The organism is Streptomyces sp. SYP-A7185 (assembly GCF_046103685.1).
Classification (GTDB): Bacteria; Actinomycetota; Actinomycetes; order Streptomycetales; family Streptomycetaceae; genus Streptomyces.
Map to the genome: position 1 here is coordinate 7,880,595 of NZ_CP122310.1, position 14,947 is coordinate 7,895,541.

The following is a 14,947-nucleotide window of genomic DNA, read 5'->3' on the forward strand; positions in this document are numbered from 1 at the left end:
GGGTCGGTGCTCCTTGGTGCTCGGGGAGTGCTGGGGGCCCCGGTGCGGGGCTTTCGTCACCTCAGGTGTGCGGTGTGGGTGTGGCCGCGGGAGCCCGCGACGCTGACGGTGGCGACGGGGCGGCGGCCGGGCGTGACGGTGACGGTGTCGTCGGCGCGGACCACCTTCCGTACGGGGAAGGGCAGTTCCAGGGTGACCGTCTTGCCGGTGCGGCCCGGGTCGGCCACGGCCAGAGAGACGCCGTCGCCGCCGCGCCGCACGAGCACCGTGCAAGGGCCGGACGCCGTGATGCCGGCCGCGCTGCCGGGGCCCCAGAAGTGCACGGCGACCAGACCGTGCCGCCGGGCCTCGACCGCCTGGGCGGTGGCGTCGTTGGCGAGGACGCGGACCGGCCGGGAGTGGGCCCACACGGCGGTCGCGGTGGCGCTCGCGCCGGGCAGCAGGACGTAGGCGTACGAGGAGGAGGCGGGCGAGGCGCCGTGGTCGAGCCACAGGGTCAGATAGCGGCGGGTGACCGGAGTGGTGCTGCCTCCGGTGTCCGCGCCGGTGTTGATCGCCCGCCAGGTGCCGGTGCGCTCCTCGCGCAGGGCGTGCAGGCGGGCGCCGTCTCGGCCGTGGGACGGCTGTGCGGGATCGTCGGGGAAGACGTAGCCGCCGGTGCCGTCCAGGTGGGCCCAGCGGGCACCGGGGAGGGGAGCGGACCAGCCGGTGCGTGCGGGCTGTCGCCGTCCGTCGACGGTGAACCGGGGTGCGCCGTCCGCGTGCAGGTTCCGGTTCTCGACGACCGTCTCCACGGTCCGGCCGTCGCTCGCGGTGATGTCCGCGCCCAGGGCGACGACCGCGTTGTCCAGGAAGAACCACGCCTTCTTGGCCCGCAGCGTGCTGCCGTCGGCGAGGAGGTCCATCGCTGCGGCGCCGAACCGCGCGTCGAGCACCGCACCGCCCGCGACGGCGTTCTTCGGCCGGTAGGTCCCCGTCCCGCCGCCCGTGCCGATGTCGGCGCGCTTACGGGTGTCCACGGTGGTGCCCGGCAGCCGGTACGGATCGACCGTCGCCCAGAAGCCGTCGCCGAACTGCCCGAGGTCCTCGCCGTCGTACAGATAGGCCATGCCGTCGCCGGTGTACCAGCCGTGCAGGTTCTCGCCGTTGCCCGCCTCGTAGGCGGCGATGCGCTGCGAGGAGAGGGAGAGCGTGAGCGCCCAGCCGGGGCGCCGGTGCACCACGCGGTCCATGTCCGCGAACGCGAAGTGCCCGGTGAGCCGTTCGGTGGCCGGTACGGCGGTGTCGTCGAGGACGGCCTTGGCGCGGGCGAGCGCGGGGACGCCGACCAGGCTCAGATAGGGATGGCTCTGGTTGCGGCGGATCCACCCCTTGGCCAGGGCGCGCCAGCGTGCGGCGTACGCGTCCGGGGCCCCGGCCGCCAGTTGCAGGATGTGGGTGACGGCCGCAGCGCCGTCCTTGTGGTCCGGTGCCTTCTCGCGCGATGTGGCGCGCCCGCGGACCGCGTCCATCATCAGACCGTCGAAGACCACCGGCGAGAACGTCCGGTCCACGGCCTCGTAGAGCACGGACGTCTTCGGGTCGGTGACGGCCCACTCGGAGTCGGCGAGCAGCGCGATGAGCTGCCCCGCGCTGCCGAGCAGGACACTGCCGTACGTCCCGGTGTACGCGACGGAGCCGTGCTGCACGAACGACCCGTCCTCATAGAAGCCGTCGCCCGAAGTGACGTACGTGAACAGGCTGTTCTTGCCCTTGTCCCGTACGTCGGACAGGCCGTCGCGTGCGAGGGCCACGGTGGCCGCGTCCTGGGCCAGCAGTCCGCGCAGCGCCACGATGACGGCCTTGTCGGCGCGGTTGGCGCCGGTCTCGGACAGGGTGGGGATGGTGGTGCGGCGGTCCGGGTCCGGGCAGAACTTCGCGACCGCGGCGACGTACGCCGTCAGGTCGGCGGTGGGGATCTTCGCCCGCAGCAGGACACAGGTGTCCATCAGGGCGCGGGGCGCGCCGATCTCCCAGAACCACCAGTTGCCGGATTCGGGGCGGCCGGGGTTGTACCCCTCGGCGTGCAGGAAGCGCAGCGCTTCGAGCAGGGCGTCCGCCGTTTCGGCGCTGCCGCTGAGGGAGGTGCCGGGTGTCGCCCAGGCCGTCGTGATCGTGCGCAGGCGGGTGTAGCTCTGGCCGAAGTTGCCCGGGTCCTTCGCGGGGGAGAGGTCGGCCCACAGGGCGGTGCGGCCCGAGGACCGGTCCAGGTCCCGCCACCAGGCGGACGCCTGGGTGTCCAGGGTCTTCAGGGCCGCCGCGAAGTCCGGGTCGGTGGCGTCGAAGTCGCCGCCGGTGAGCTGGGCGGCGGCGCGGGCGAGCAGGGTGTCGTACGGGTCCGCCGCGGCCGTGGCCGCGTCCGTGTCGCCGGGTGCCGCCCAGGCCGTGCCGCCCGTGGCCACCGGCAGCAGAGCGGACGCGGCGCCCGCGGCGAGGAGGGTGCGGCGGCGGGGGCCGGTGGGGTCAGGCAGGGGCGTGGGCATGCGGAACTCCCGTGGGGTGTCGGGCGCCGGGGTGCGGCAGGGAGGTACGTGAGCGATTCCGCGACAGCATGTAAGCGGTTGCTGTGCGGAGGCAAGAGGGCCCGGCATCTTTCTACGTTCTTTCTGCCGGGAGCTGGTGAGCGAGAGGCATGGCAGAGGGTTAACCGGTTACTTCGGTTGTCTCAGCTTCTCCGGTTCTTCCGGTCACCTCGGTTTCTCCGGCCACTCCCGCCACTCCGGCGACGGGGGGGGGTGGGTCACTTCGTTTGGCGCGCCGCCGCCACCGAGTCACGGACCACGATGTGCGTGCCCAGCGTCAGCCCGCCCCCGGCCGGCTGCCGCCACGCGTCGGCCTCCGTGTCCGGGTCGACGACCGCGATCCGTACCGCCTGGCGGCCCAGCTCCTCCAGCGGTACGTGCACGGTGGTCAGGCGGGGGCGCAGAACCTGGGCCATGGGCACGTCGTCGTAGCCGACCAGGGAGACGTCGTCAGGGACCCGCAGTCCGGCCTCCTCCAGGGCTTGCAGTGCCCCGATCGCCACCATGTCGTTGGCCGCGAACACCGCGCTGAAGGCGAGCCCGGCCGCGAGGAGTTCGGCGAGGCGGCGGTGTCCGAAGGCGGGGCTGAACGCGCCCGTGTGCACCAGCTCCGGCAGGCGGGGGACGCCGCGCAGTTCCAGGGCCCTGCGGTGGCCCGCGAGGCGGTCGCGGGTGGTGGAGAGGTCGGGCGGTCCGCCCAGGTACAGGATGCGGTCGTGGCCCTGGGCGAGGAGGTGGTCGGTGAGGGCGAAGGCGCCGCCTTCGTTGTCGTACTCCACCGAGAGGGTCGGTACGGCACGGCCCACCGAAGGGCGTCCGCACAGCACGAGCCGCGATCCGCCCGCGTGCAGGTCCCGTGCCCGGCGGGCGACTTCGCGGGCGTAGGCGCGGTCCGCGTGCGCGCCGCCGACCAGCACCACGGCGTCCGCCCGCTGTTCGTGGAGGAGGTCGACGAAGGCCAGTTCGCGCCGGGGGTCGCCGTGGGTGCAGCAGACCGTGCACAGCCGCCCGGTCTCCGACGCCGCCCGCTCGACGCCTCGCGCGATGTGGGCGAAGAACGGGTCGACGACGTCCTGCACGATGATGCCGACCGTCCGGCTCGACGTCCCGGCCAGGGCCCGCGCGTGCGCGTTGACGACGTAGCCCAGCTCCCGTACGGCTTCCTCGACGCGCTCCCGGGTGGCCCGGGCCACCGGATAGTTGCCGTTCAGGACGCGGGAGACGGTGGCCGATGAGACCTCCGCCCGCCGTGCCACATCGATGACCGTCGCCCGTCGCGCCACCACCAGGGAGCCCCTCTCGCCACCGTCGGACGGCCGGTCCGTCCCGAGCGTTCTGACTCCGATGCGTCCGGCCTGCGAGTAGTAAGCGTGTACTGGTGAGCGGCCGTGCACCAGGGAGCGGGCGAGGTTTTCTGCGACGCAGAGCCCGTTGAGGGGCGGTCAGGGGTATTGACGCTGACAGTAAGCGATTACTACGTTGCGGCCCCATGGCTGAGAACAGGACCCGAACCGTACGCACTCGCAGTACCCGGACCGTCCACGCCCCCAGCGCCTCCAGTGCCTCCAGCGCCTCCAGCGCCCCCGGCGTCTCCACTGCCCCCGGCGCCCCCAGAACCCGTAGCGTCGGCAGTGCTCGCGGCACGCGCATCCTCCGCGCCGCGACGGCGACCGCGGCGGCGGCCGCGACCCTCGCGCTCGCCCTCCCCGCCCACGCGGCGCCCTTCGACCCGGCCCCGGGAGCGGACGGCGTCGGCGACCCGCTGTTCCCGACGCTCGGCAACGGCGGCTACGACGTCCGCCACTACGACCTCTCCTTCGACTTCACACCGGTGACATACGACTTCACCGGCACCATGAAGATCAGGGCGCGAGCCACCCAGGACCTGTCGTCCTTCAATCTCGACGTCGACTCGCTGGCCATCGACGCCGTCAAGGTCGACGGCAAGACAGCCACTTGGGCGATCGGGCCCGGCCGGAGCGGCCAGGAGCTCACCGTCACCCCGGCGGGCGGCCTGCGCGACCGCCGGGCCTTCGACGTCGAACTGACCTACCACGGCAACGGCAAGACCAAGCCGATCGGCCCGCCCGGCTGGCGGTACATGTCCGACGGCGGCTTCGCCTCAGCCGCCCAGGCCTCCCGCGCCGACACCTTCGCGCCGGTCAACGACCACCCCTCCGACAAGGCCACCTGGACCTTCCACCTCACCGCCCCCGACGGCTGGACGCCCGCGGCCAACGGCAACCACACCGGCACCCGCGCGCACGGCACCAAGAAGACCTGGGACTTCGCGCTCAAGTCCCCCATGGCACCCGAACTCCTCGGCATCTCGGTCAACAGACAGACCTACCTCTACGGCCGCGGCCCGCACGGAGTGAGACTGCGCCACCTCGTGCCCGAGGACCAGCAGGCGAAGTACCGGCCCATAGCCGAGGAGACCGGCGGCCAACTGGCCTGGCTGGAACAGACCCTCGGCGTGCGCTACCCGTTCGACACCTACGGGGTGCAGATCGTGCGGGACGGCTACGGCGACGCGCTGGAGAACCAGACCCTGTCGCTCTTCGGCCCGGCGTGGTTCGAGAAGCCCACCTACTCGACCACCATGGTGCACGAACTGACCCACCAGTGGTTCGGTGACTCCGTCACCCCCGCGACCTGGCAGGACGCCTGGATGAACGAAGGCCCCGCCGTCTATTACGCGGCCGTGTGGGCCGACCGGAAGGGCTTCCAGCCCATCGAGGAGAAGATGAAGGCCGCGTACGCCAAGCTCGACGCGGTCCGCAAGACCGACGGACCGCCCGGAAAGCCCACCGGACTCGGCGGCTTCAACATCTACGACGGCGCCGCGGTCTCCCTCTACGCCCTCAACCAGCGGATCGGACAAGAGCAGTTCGAGGCCGTCATGAAGGCCTGGCTCACCGAGCACCGGCACTCCAACGCCTCCACCCACGACTTCATCGACAACGCCGTGCGGGTCACCGGCGACGCCACGGTCGGCACGTTCCTGCACCACTGGCTGTTCGACCTCGACAACCCGCCCATGCCGGGCCACCCGGACTGGGGTGTCGCGCGGTGAGAATCCCCCGCATCGCAGGGCTCGCCCTGGCCCTCGCCGCCGCCGGCGCCGTCATCGCCCCGCAGGGCACGGCCCAGGCGGCCCCCGGCACCACGGTCGTCCACACGGCCGGCACCACGGTCGTCCACGCGGCTCCGCACGGTGCGTCGCACTCCTGCACCGCCGCCCGCCCCTGCTCCCTGAGGGCCGCGCGCGACAAGGCCCGCACCATCGACGGGCGCGACGTACGCGTCGAACTCGCCGACGGCACCTACGAGATGAACGCGCCGCTCACCCTGGGCGCGGCCGACTCCGGACGGGACGGACACACCGTCACCTGGGCCGCGGCGCCCGGCGCCCGCCCCGTCCTGTCCGGCGGCCGGGCCCTGACCGGATGGGACAAGAGCGCCGACGGCACCTGGACGGCCCACGTCCCCGAAGGGATCACCCCGCGCCAGCTGTTCGTCGACGGCGACCGGGCGCGGCGCGCGCGGGGAGCGGCCTGCGCGGCGAGCACCTGCGACGCGACGAAGGCCGGCATGACGGGCGCCACGGCCACCGGCATCGACCGGTGGCGGCGGCCCACCGGCGCCGAGGCCGTCATCAAGGTCCGCTGGCGCGACTACCACTGCCGGATCGCGGGCGTCGAAGGCGACCACCTCACCTTCGCGCGCCCCTGCTGGACCAACTCCGCGAGCGGCACCGACCGTACGGGCCCCGCCTGGGACTCCACCACCGTCGACTCGGCGCGCTACTCCGGAGTCGCCTTCTTCGAGAACGCCCGTGAACTCCTGGACGAGCCGGGCGAGTTCGTCTGGGACGCCGTGGACCGCACCGTCACCTACCTCCCGCGCGAGGGCGAGGACATGCGCCACGCGCGCGTGCTCACTCCCGCGACCGAGCACCTCATGGTCGTCGACGGCGCCCACGACCTGCGCGTGCAGGGCATCGGCTTCGCACACGCGGCGTACGGTCAGCCCTCCACCGACGAGGGTTACGCGGGCACCCAGGCCGGTCTCACCCTCACCGGAGCGACCGGGCCGGTCGATCACGCGGGCCGGCACTACACCAAGCCGAGCGCGGCGCTCACGATCCGCGGCGGCCGTCATGTGTCCGTCAGCGGAGCCGAGTTCACGCACCTGGGCGGCGCCGGGGTCATCCTCGAAGCGGGCACCAAGGACACCTCGGTCATCCGCTCCCACTTCACGGACCTGTCGTCCGGCGCGGTCTACGTCGGTGACACCGAACCGAATCCGCAGGCGGAACGGGCCGGTGAGCGCAACACCGTCGCGTACAACACCATCCGCCGCACCGGCGTCGAGTACACCGACGCCGTGGGCATCTGGGCCGGGTACGAGGCCGGGCTGAGCGTCGACCACAACACCCTCGACGACCTGCCCTACTCGGGGATCTCCGTCGGCTGGGGCTGGAACCAGCCCGAGGCCCGCAAGTCGGTCCTGCGCGACAACCGCATCACGCACAACCGGATCACGAACGTGATGCGCGTCGAGCACGCCCAGCACGACGGCGGCGCCATCTACACCCAGGGCGCCCAGCCCGGCACGGTCGTCTCCGGCAACTACATCAACCGCTCCGCCTACGGGAACACCGAGCGCGACGGCAACGGCATCTACCTCGACGAGCAGTCCTCGTACATCCGCGTCGAAGGCAACGTCATCACCCGCGTCGGCTACAAGTGGGTCTCCAACTGGGCCGATTACGGCATCGAGAACCACGCCACCGGCAACTGGACCGACACCGACGCCCCGGTCCTCACCGGCACCGGCTCGACCATGGAAGGCAACCACAGCGGGCTCGACCGGCTGCCCGCCGCCGCGCTCGCCGTCGCCGCCCGCGCGGGCGCACGCGGAGCTCCGGCAGAGCAGCTGCGCCCCGACCTCGCCCGCACCGGCACGGCGTCCCAGTCGTCCACGGACGGCACGGCCCCGGCGTCGTACGCGACCGACGGGGACACCTCCACCGACACCCGCACGCTCTCCGAGCCGGGCGCCTGGTGGCAGGTCGACCTCGGCCGGGCGCGGCGCGTGGGACAGGTCGAGGTCTGGACAGCGCCGCCATGACCACGGCCGACTTCGAGGTGCGGCTGGCGAGCACCCCGGACTTCGCCGACGCCACGACCCTGCACGTCACCGGACGGGCACTTCGGCCCACACTCCTCGACACGGACGCGGAAGCCAGATACATAAGGATCAAGCTCACCGGCACGGGACGCGTGGCGCTCGCCCACGTACTCGTGCACCCTGCACGTACATAGGCAACACCCGCACTCGCACAGGTATTTGTACGGAAAGGCACACCATGACCGACCTCCGTCTCGGCGTCCTCGGCTACGGCTTGCGCGGTTCGCTCGCCCGCACCGCACACCGGCCCGGCGCGGGCTCCCGCGTCACCGCGCTCGCCGACCACGACGTGACCGCGCGGACGGAGGCGGCCGTGGCCTTCCCCGGCGCCCTGATATCCACCGACCACCGCAAGGTCGTCGATGACCCGGACGTCGACGCCGTCGTCGTCCTCACCCCCGACCACACCCACGCCCAACTCGCCTGTGAGGCCCTGCGCGCGGGCAAGCCCGTCTTCGTGGAGAAGCCGCTGGAGATCGGCATCGAGGCCTGCGACGAGATCCTGCGGACCGCGTACGAGACGGGGACCCGGCTCTACGTGGGCCACAACATGCGCCACATGCCCGTGGTCAGGCTGATGCGCGACATCATCGAACGCGGGGAGATCGGCGAGGTCAAGACCGTCTGGGTACGCCACTTCGTCGCCTACGGAGGCGACTGGTACTTCAAGGACTGGCACGCCGAACGGCAGAACACCACCGGCCTGCTGCTCCAGAAGGCCGCCCACGACATCGACGTCCTGCACTGGCTGGCGGGCGGCTACACCCGCCAGGTGCAGGCCCTGGGCGACCTCATGGTCTACGGCGACAACCCGCACCGCCGCGAGCCGGGCGAGCCCAAGACGGACGACTGGTACACCGCGGACGGCCACTGGCCGCCGCACACCCAGCGCGACCTCAACCCCGTCATCGACGTGGAGGACGTGTCGCTGGTCAACATGCGCCTCGACAACGGGGTCCTGGCCTCCTACCAGCAGTGCCACTTCACGCCCGACTACTGGCGCAACTACACCGTCATCGGGGACGCGGGCCGCCTGGAGAACTTCGGCGACGGCCCCGGGGGAGTGGTGAAGGTCTGGAACGCGCGGCGCTCGGCCTACCGGCCCGAGGCCGACGCCGAGTACGCGGTGCCCGACGCCCAGGACGAGGGCGGCCACGGCGGCTCCGACCCGCTCCTGATCGACGAGTTCGTGCGGTTCGTGCGCGAGGGCGGGCGCACCGACACCTCGCCGGTCGCCGCCCGGATGGCGGTGGCGGCCGGCGTGCGCGCCACCCAGTCGCTCCGGGACGGAGGCACGCCGCGCGAGGTCCCGGCCCTGGATCCGGAGCTGATCGCGTACTTCGAGCGCGGCCAGACCCGCTGAACCGCGGGGCCTGAAGGAAAGCTGCGGCGGCGCTTAAGAAATCCTCGATGGACCAGGGCGCCGCCGTAGGGAAGATTCCTGTGTCGTCGGTGGAAGAAGCGACGTACGACAGGGAGCCGCTGCGGTGAAGGCGCTGGTCAAGGAGAAGTCGGAGCCGGGTCTCCGGCTGAAGGACGTACCGGAGCCGGTCATCGGCCACGGGGACGTCCTGATCAAGGTGCTCCGCACCGGGATCTGCGGCACCGATCTGCACATCCGGGCCTGGGACGGCTGGGCGCAGCAGGCGATCAAGGCCCCGCTGGTCGTGGGCCACGAGTTCGTCGGCGAGGTCGTGGAGATCGGGCGCGACGTCGCCGACATCAAGGTCGGCGACCGGGTCAGCGGCGAGGGCCACCTGGTCTGCGGCAAGTGCCGCAACTGCCAGGCGGGCCGCCGCCACCTGTGCCGCGCCACGGTCGGCCTCGGCGTCGGCAGGGACGGGGCGTTCGCCGAGTTCGTCGCGCTGCCCGCCGCCAACGTGTGGGTGCACCGCGTCCCCGTGGACCTCGACGTGGCCGCGATCTTCGACCCGTTCGGCAACGCCGTGCACACCGCGCTGTCCTTCCCGCTGGTCGGCGAGGACGTCCTGATCACCGGAGCCGGACCGATCGGCCTGATGGCCGCGGCCGTGGCCCGGCACGCGGGCGCCCGCAACGTCGTCATCACGGACGTCAGCGAGGAGCGCCTCGAACTCGCCCGCAAGGTCGGCGTGAGCCTGGCGCTGAACGTCGCTGAGACCTCCATCACCGAGGGACAGCGCGAACTGGGCCTGCGCGAGGGCTTCGACGTCGGCCTGGAGATGTCCGGCAACCCCGTCGCCATGCGCGACATGCTCGCCAACATGACCCACGGCGGCAAGATCGCCATGCTCGGTCTGCCGGCCGAGCAGTTCGCCGTCGACTGGTCCCGGATCGTCACCTCCATGATCACGATCAAGGGCATCTACGGCCGCGAGATGTTCGAGACCTGGTACTCGATGTCGGTGCTGCTCGAAGGCGGCCTCGACCTCGCCCCCGTGATCACCGGACGCTACGGCCACCGTGACTTCGAAGCGGCCTTCGACGACGCGGCCAGCGGCCGCGGCGGCAAGGTCATCCTCGACTGGACCTCCTGAACCCCGACCGTCCCGACCACCGGTCCTCCCGGCCGTCCCGCCCACCGGTCTTCCCGACCGTCCCGACCACCGGTCCTCCCGGCCGTCCTGACCGTCCCGACCGCCTCAGCTGCTGAAGGAACCAAGCATGTTCGACTCCGTACGCGACGACCTGCGCACCACCCTCGACGAGATCCGCGCCGCCGGCCTGCACAAGCCCGAGCGCGTGATCGGCACCCCGCAGTCCGCCACGGTCTCCGTCACCGCGGGCGGCCGCCCCGGCGAGGTGCTGAACTTCTGCGCGAACAACTACCTCGGCCTCGCCGACCACCCCGAGGTGGTCGCCGCCGCGCACGAGGCCCTGGACCGCTGGGGCTACGGCATGGCGTCCGTGCGCTTCATCTGCGGCACGCAGGAAGTGCACAAGGAACTCGAAGGGCGCCTGTCCGCGTTCCTCGGCCAGGAGGACACGATCCTCTACTCGTCGTGCTTCGACGCCAACGGCGGCGTCTTCGAGACGCTCCTCGGCGCCGAGGACGCGGTCATCTCGGACGCCCTCAACCACGCCTCGATCATCGACGGCATCCGGCTGAGCAAGGCCCGCCGCTTCCGCTACGCCAACCGCGACATGGCGGACCTGGAGCAGCAGCTCAAGGAAGCCGCCGAGGGCGGCGCACGCCGCAAGCTGATCGTCACCGACGGCGTCTTCTCCATGGACGGGTACGTCGCCCCGCTCCGGGAGATCTGCGACCTCGCCGACCGCTACGACGCCATGGTGATGGTCGACGACTCGCACGCCGTCGGCTTCGTCGGTCCCGGCGGGCGCGGCACCCCCGAGCTGCACGGCGTCATGGACCGCGTCGACATCATCACGGGCACCCTCGGCAAGGCGCTCGGCGGCGCCTCCGGCGGCTACGTCGCCGCCCGCGCCGAGATCGTCGCGCTGCTCCGCCAGCGCTCGCGCCCGTACCTCTTCTCGAACACGCTCGCCCCGGTGATCGCCGCTGCCTCCCTGAAGGTCCTCGACCTCCTGGAGTCGGCCGGTGACCTGCGGGAGCGGCTCGCCGCGAACACCGCGCTGTTCCGCTCGCGCATGGCCGAGGAGGGCTTCGACATCCTGCCGGGCGACCACGCGATCGCCCCGGTCATGATCGGCGACGCCTCCGTCGCGGGACGCATGGCCGAGCTGCTGCTGGAGCGCGGCGTGTACGTGATCGGCTTCTCGTACCCGGTGGTGCCGCAGGGCGCGGCCCGCATCCGCGTCCAGCTGTCGGCCGCGCACTCCACGGAGGACGTGAACCGCGCGGTGGACGCGTTCGTGGCGGCGCGGGGTGAGCTGGAGGCTGCTGGGGCCTGAGGGGCGTAGGAGTTTCCGCGCCGGAGGGGGCGCGGGCATCCGCGTGGCTGCGAAGCCGTGGCGGTCTGCGTGGCCGCGGGGCTGCGTGGCTGCGGAGCTGTGGAGGTCCGCGTGGCTGCGGGGGTCCGGGAGCTTGGCCGGGCCGCTGGTGTCGGTGAGGTCCGTGGTTTGGGACAATCGACCCCATGATCGAAGCGCGGCGGCTGCACATCCTCCGTGCGGTGGCCGACCACCGCACGGTCACGGCCGCTGCCGCCGCGCTCTATCTCACGCCCTCCGCGGTCTCCCAGCAGCTGACCGCCCTGGAGCAGGAGACCGGCCACCGCCTGGTCGAGCGGGGCGCCCGCGGGGTCCGGCTGACCCCGGCGGGCGAGATCCTGCTGGCGCACACGAACGCGGTCCTCGCCCAGCTGGAACGGGCCGAGGCGGAACTCGCCGCGTACAGCTCGGGCGCGGCCGGGACGGTGACGGTGGCGGCCTTCGCCACGGGGATCGCCCTGGTGGTCGGCCCCGCCCTCGCCCGGCTTTCGACCGCCGCGCCCGGCATCCGCGTGCGGGTCCAGGACGCCGAGGGCGACGCGAGCCTGCCGATGGTCCTCGACCGGCAGGTCGATGTCGCCGTGGCGGTGGAGTACCGGGGCGCCCCGGGCGCCGACGACCCGCGCCTGACGCGCGTCCCGCTGTACGCGGAGCCGTTCGACGCGGTGCTCCCCGAGACGCACCGCCTCGCGGACGCGGAGCGCGTACCGCTCGCGGAGCTGGCCAAGGACGCGTGGATCGGGCCCTTTGCCGGCAACCCCTGCCATGACGTGGTGATACTCGCCTGCGAGGCGGCGGGCTTCCAGCCCCTGCTCGAACACTGGTCGGACGACTTCCGCGCGGTGGTCGCCCTGGCCTCGGCGGGCGCGGGCGTGGCCCTGGTGCCGCGGTCGGCCCTGCGGGGCATGGACGTGTCGGGGGTGGTGATCCGCCCGGTGGAGGGTGCCGCTCCCACCCGCCGGGTCTTCGCGGCCGTGCGGTGCGGGGCGGAGGAGCATCCGCTGATCCGGCCGGTGCTCGACGCGCTGGGGGAAGCGGCGGGGTAGCCGCAAACCCCCGGCCACCCCGAAGCCCCCGGCCGCCCCCGGCTACATCCAGAGGCCGTCCAGGAACGGGTAGGCCTCGGTCAGCCTGGCCGGGCCCTGGATGAGCCGGTCCTCCGAGACGACGACGAACTCGTCGCCCTTGGTGAGGAAGTAGTGCGCGGTGGAGTCGGAGACCGCCGTGGCCGCCGCGTCCGGTCCGAACGCGAAGGCGTCGGGTGCCGCCGTCAGCAGGAACTGCTGGTGGGCCGAGCCGCGCGCGAGGTCGACCTGCGCGGGATCCACGGTGAAGCTGTCCTTGCGGCCGAAGACCGCGAGCCTGCCGCCCTCGGCGCCGAAGCCGGTGATGTCACACAGTTCGCCGACCGCCTGGAGGAGTTCGGGGTGCAGGAGGTACTCCAAGTGGTGGACGGGACCGTGCCCCTTGTCGGAGAACTCGATGGCCTGGTCCCGCTTGACGCCCAGGTAGGTGTGACCGCTGCGCCCGGCGGCCGGGCCGACCGCGTCGAAGCCGTCGCTGAAGGGCTTGGGCAGGTGCGGGAACTGGTCGGCGATCTTCCGTGGTCCCGCCTCGATGCCCCGCCGCTTGGAGAAGCGGATGAACTCGTCCCGGCGGAAACCCTCGAAGCGTACGTAAGGTGTGTCGCTGTCCGGGATCGCCTTGGCCGCCGCCTCGAAGATCCCGCCGCCCGCGTCGAGCGCCCGCTTGGCCGCACCGCCGAGCGAGCCGAGGACCGAGCCGAGCACGCCGCCGCTGGAGGACACCACGGTGGCCGTCAGCGCGTCGAACGCCGTGGTCTCGCCCCGGCTCGGCACCCGCTCCAGGCGCCACTGCTGTGCGGTGCGGGCCCCCAGGTCGGGCTTGGGCGCCTGCTCGAGGGCCGCGTCCGGCGCGCTGCTGTCGCCGTGGACGGACAGCAGGTGGCCGCTGTTCACGTTGACGAAGGTGTACCGGTCGTCGCCGACGGCCACCGGCCGCCACAGCTGGGACACCAGCAGGTCCTCACGGGTCTCCGCCGGGCACTGCTGCACCGGCGAGCTCGCGCGGCTCCTGCCGGTCATGATGTCCATGCGCAGGGTGCTGTGCACGTTCTGCAGCGTCCAGGCGCCCTCCTCGGCGGCGTTGGGCCGCAGATGCCACAACTGGCTGTGCCGGGCGGTTCCTTGCGGGTTCAGTTCCTGCTGCACGACCGGGACGCTCTGTGCGGTCCTGGCTCCCTGCACTCCCGCGTACAGCCCGCTCTCCTCGTTCCTGAGCAGGTAGATCCCCTCGGTCAACGCAGACATTGCCAACCTCCGTGGAAGACGGACAGTGGTGCCCCCGTGGTGGTGTGCCCCCGGGCGCGTGATCCCCGCGGGGGCGCCTCACAGCGTAGGGACCGATTCCGATTACCGATACGGGCGGATTTCGGCTGCTATTCACCCCTCAATTACCGGGACTTGGGGTGGCCGTGCGCGTGACGTCGATCCAGGTGACGTCAACTGCCGCAGCCGGTACGTACGGTGTGGGCGCGCGGGGCGGGGGTGGGTGTGCCTGAAGTGAGGGGGCCGGTTCTCGTCCACGAAGTCGTGTCGTCTGCTGGCGGTCGACTGTCGACCATCAACTGGCGCCTGAGTGAACTCACTTAAGGTGGGAGTCGATCCGCGTCAGGCCACCTGATACCGGCGTCGCGCCGAGGTGATGGCTGTGGTGGTTGTCGGGTCGGTGGGCGCCGTGGTGGTGGTCCCCGTCTCCGTCCGCATGACGAAGGACCCAGTCATCGAGGTCGCGGGCCGCTTCCAGTGGATTCCCCGCGGTGTAGGCCCGCCACCAACCGGCCCCGTCCGAGGCGCCGCTGGCTGTTACGGGCACCTCGGGGGAGCGCAGTTCCTCCCGGAAGCAGGACTCGGCGGCGGCGAAGCGTGTGCGCGCCGTCGCCGCGTCCACGCCCAGGGCGTCACCGAGGACCTGCCAGCTCGCGCCGCCGAGACGCTCGCAGACCGCGGCGGCCTCGAAGAACCGGTGTGCGGCCTTGAGCACGTGGGCGGCGTCGGCCAGCAGCGAACCGGGGGAGCGGCCGGTGCGACCCGTGCTGTCGGTGCTGTCTGCGTGTGGCTCGTGCGCGTCGATCGGTACGGCTTCGCGCGCGAGGTCGGCCAGTTCGCGGGCCTCGTGGGCCATCGCCAACCGGGCGCGGGAGGCGTCGGTGTAGACGGAAGGATTGATGTCCACGTCAGCGAGGCCACGGGAATTCTGGTCGTTCATGTCGTCGTGTC

At 72.2% G+C, this 14,947-nt stretch carries 11 protein-coding genes; 7 read left to right on the plus strand and 4 right to left on the minus strand.

Going from position 1 to position 14,947, the window contains the following annotated elements; translation table 11 throughout:
* Positions 1-56: 56 nt before the first annotated feature.
* Positions 57-2,522, minus strand: coding sequence for a polysaccharide lyase 8 family protein (locus QBL25_RS34515; protein ID WP_409060870.1), 2,466 nt, complete (start codon positions 2,520-2,522; stop codon positions 57-59).
* 257 nt (positions 2,523-2,779) lie between these two features.
* On the minus strand, positions 2,780-3,847 hold the full coding sequence (locus tag QBL25_RS34520; RefSeq protein WP_409060871.1) for a LacI family DNA-binding transcriptional regulator: 1,068 nt from the start codon (positions 3,845-3,847) through the stop codon (positions 2,780-2,782).
* 203 nt (positions 3,848-4,050) lie between these two features.
* On the opposite strand from QBL25_RS34520, the gene QBL25_RS34525 reads away from it, so the two are divergent.
* From QBL25_RS34525 to QBL25_RS34555, 7 genes are all read left to right on the plus strand, one after another.
* Complete coding sequence (locus QBL25_RS34525; protein ID WP_409060872.1) at positions 4,051-5,637, plus strand: M1 family metallopeptidase; 1,587 nt, start codon at positions 4,051-4,053, stop codon at positions 5,635-5,637.
* Entirely contained in the window at positions 5,634-7,697 is a 2,064-nt protein-coding gene (locus QBL25_RS34530; RefSeq protein WP_409060873.1) for a right-handed parallel beta-helix repeat-containing protein, read from the plus strand. The genes QBL25_RS34525 and QBL25_RS34530 overlap by 4 nt, the downstream gene beginning before the upstream one ends.
* On the plus strand, positions 7,694-7,891 hold the full coding sequence (locus QBL25_RS34535) for a hypothetical protein (RefSeq protein WP_409060874.1): 198 nt from the start codon (positions 7,694-7,696) through the stop codon (positions 7,889-7,891). The genes QBL25_RS34530 and QBL25_RS34535 overlap by 4 nt, the downstream gene beginning before the upstream one ends.
* A 44-nt stretch (positions 7,892-7,935) precedes the next feature.
* A complete protein-coding gene (locus tag QBL25_RS34540) occupies positions 7,936-9,120 on the plus strand; it encodes a Gfo/Idh/MocA family protein (protein ID WP_409060875.1) in 1,185 nt (394 codons plus the stop codon).
* Positions 9,121-9,244: 124 nt separating this feature from the next.
* Positions 9,245-10,273: an L-threonine 3-dehydrogenase gene (gene tdh, locus QBL25_RS34545; protein ID WP_409060876.1), complete on the plus strand. Its 1,029-nt coding sequence runs from the start codon at positions 9,245-9,247 to the stop codon at positions 10,271-10,273.
* 127 nt (positions 10,274-10,400) lie between these two features.
* Positions 10,401-11,609, plus strand: coding sequence for a glycine C-acetyltransferase (locus tag QBL25_RS34550; protein WP_409060877.1), 1,209 nt, complete (start codon positions 10,401-10,403; stop codon positions 11,607-11,609).
* A 185-nt stretch (positions 11,610-11,794) separates the two neighbouring features.
* A complete protein-coding gene (locus QBL25_RS34555; RefSeq protein ID WP_409060878.1) occupies positions 11,795-12,694 on the plus strand; it encodes a LysR family transcriptional regulator in 900 nt (299 codons plus the stop codon).
* A 42-nt stretch (positions 12,695-12,736) separates the two neighbouring features.
* Here the strand turns inward: QBL25_RS34555 and QBL25_RS34560 are convergent, their stop codons facing one another.
* Together QBL25_RS34560 and QBL25_RS34565 are read right to left on the minus strand one after the other, a co-directional pair.
* The gene (locus QBL25_RS34560) at positions 12,737-13,978 is read right to left on the minus strand and encodes an RICIN domain-containing protein (protein ID WP_409060879.1); all 1,242 of its coding nucleotides are present in this window, start codon (positions 13,976-13,978) and stop codon (positions 12,737-12,739) included.
* 334 nt (positions 13,979-14,312) lie between these two features.
* A complete protein-coding gene (locus tag QBL25_RS34565; RefSeq protein WP_409060880.1) occupies positions 14,313-14,936 on the minus strand; it encodes a hypothetical protein in 624 nt (207 codons plus the stop codon).
* Between the last annotated feature and the right edge of the window lie 11 nt (positions 14,937-14,947).

Excerpts from the sequence above, each read along its gene's own strand:
- QBL25_RS34565 (WP_409060880.1), bottom strand. The coding sequence starts at position 14,936 with ATGAACGACCAGAATTCCCGTGGCCTCGCTGACGTGGACATCAATCCT.
- QBL25_RS34560 (WP_409060879.1), bottom strand. The coding sequence starts at position 13,978 with ATGTCTGCGTTGACCGAGGGGATCTACCTGCTCAGGAACGAGGAGAGC.
- QBL25_RS34535 (WP_409060874.1), top strand. The coding sequence starts at position 7,694 with ATGACCACGGCCGACTTCGAGGTGCGGCTGGCGAGCACCCCGGACTTC.
- QBL25_RS34555 (WP_409060878.1), top strand. The coding sequence starts at position 11,795 with ATGATCGAAGCGCGGCGGCTGCACATCCTCCGTGCGGTGGCCGACCAC.
- QBL25_RS34525 (WP_409060872.1), top strand. The coding sequence starts at position 4,051 with ATGGCTGAGAACAGGACCCGAACCGTACGCACTCGCAGTACCCGGACC.
- QBL25_RS34540 (WP_409060875.1), top strand. The coding sequence starts at position 7,936 with ATGACCGACCTCCGTCTCGGCGTCCTCGGCTACGGCTTGCGCGGTTCG.
- QBL25_RS34515 (WP_409060870.1), bottom strand. The coding sequence starts at position 2,522 with ATGCCCACGCCCCTGCCTGACCCCACCGGCCCCCGCCGCCGCACCCTC.
- QBL25_RS34550 (WP_409060877.1), top strand. The coding sequence starts at position 10,401 with ATGTTCGACTCCGTACGCGACGACCTGCGCACCACCCTCGACGAGATC.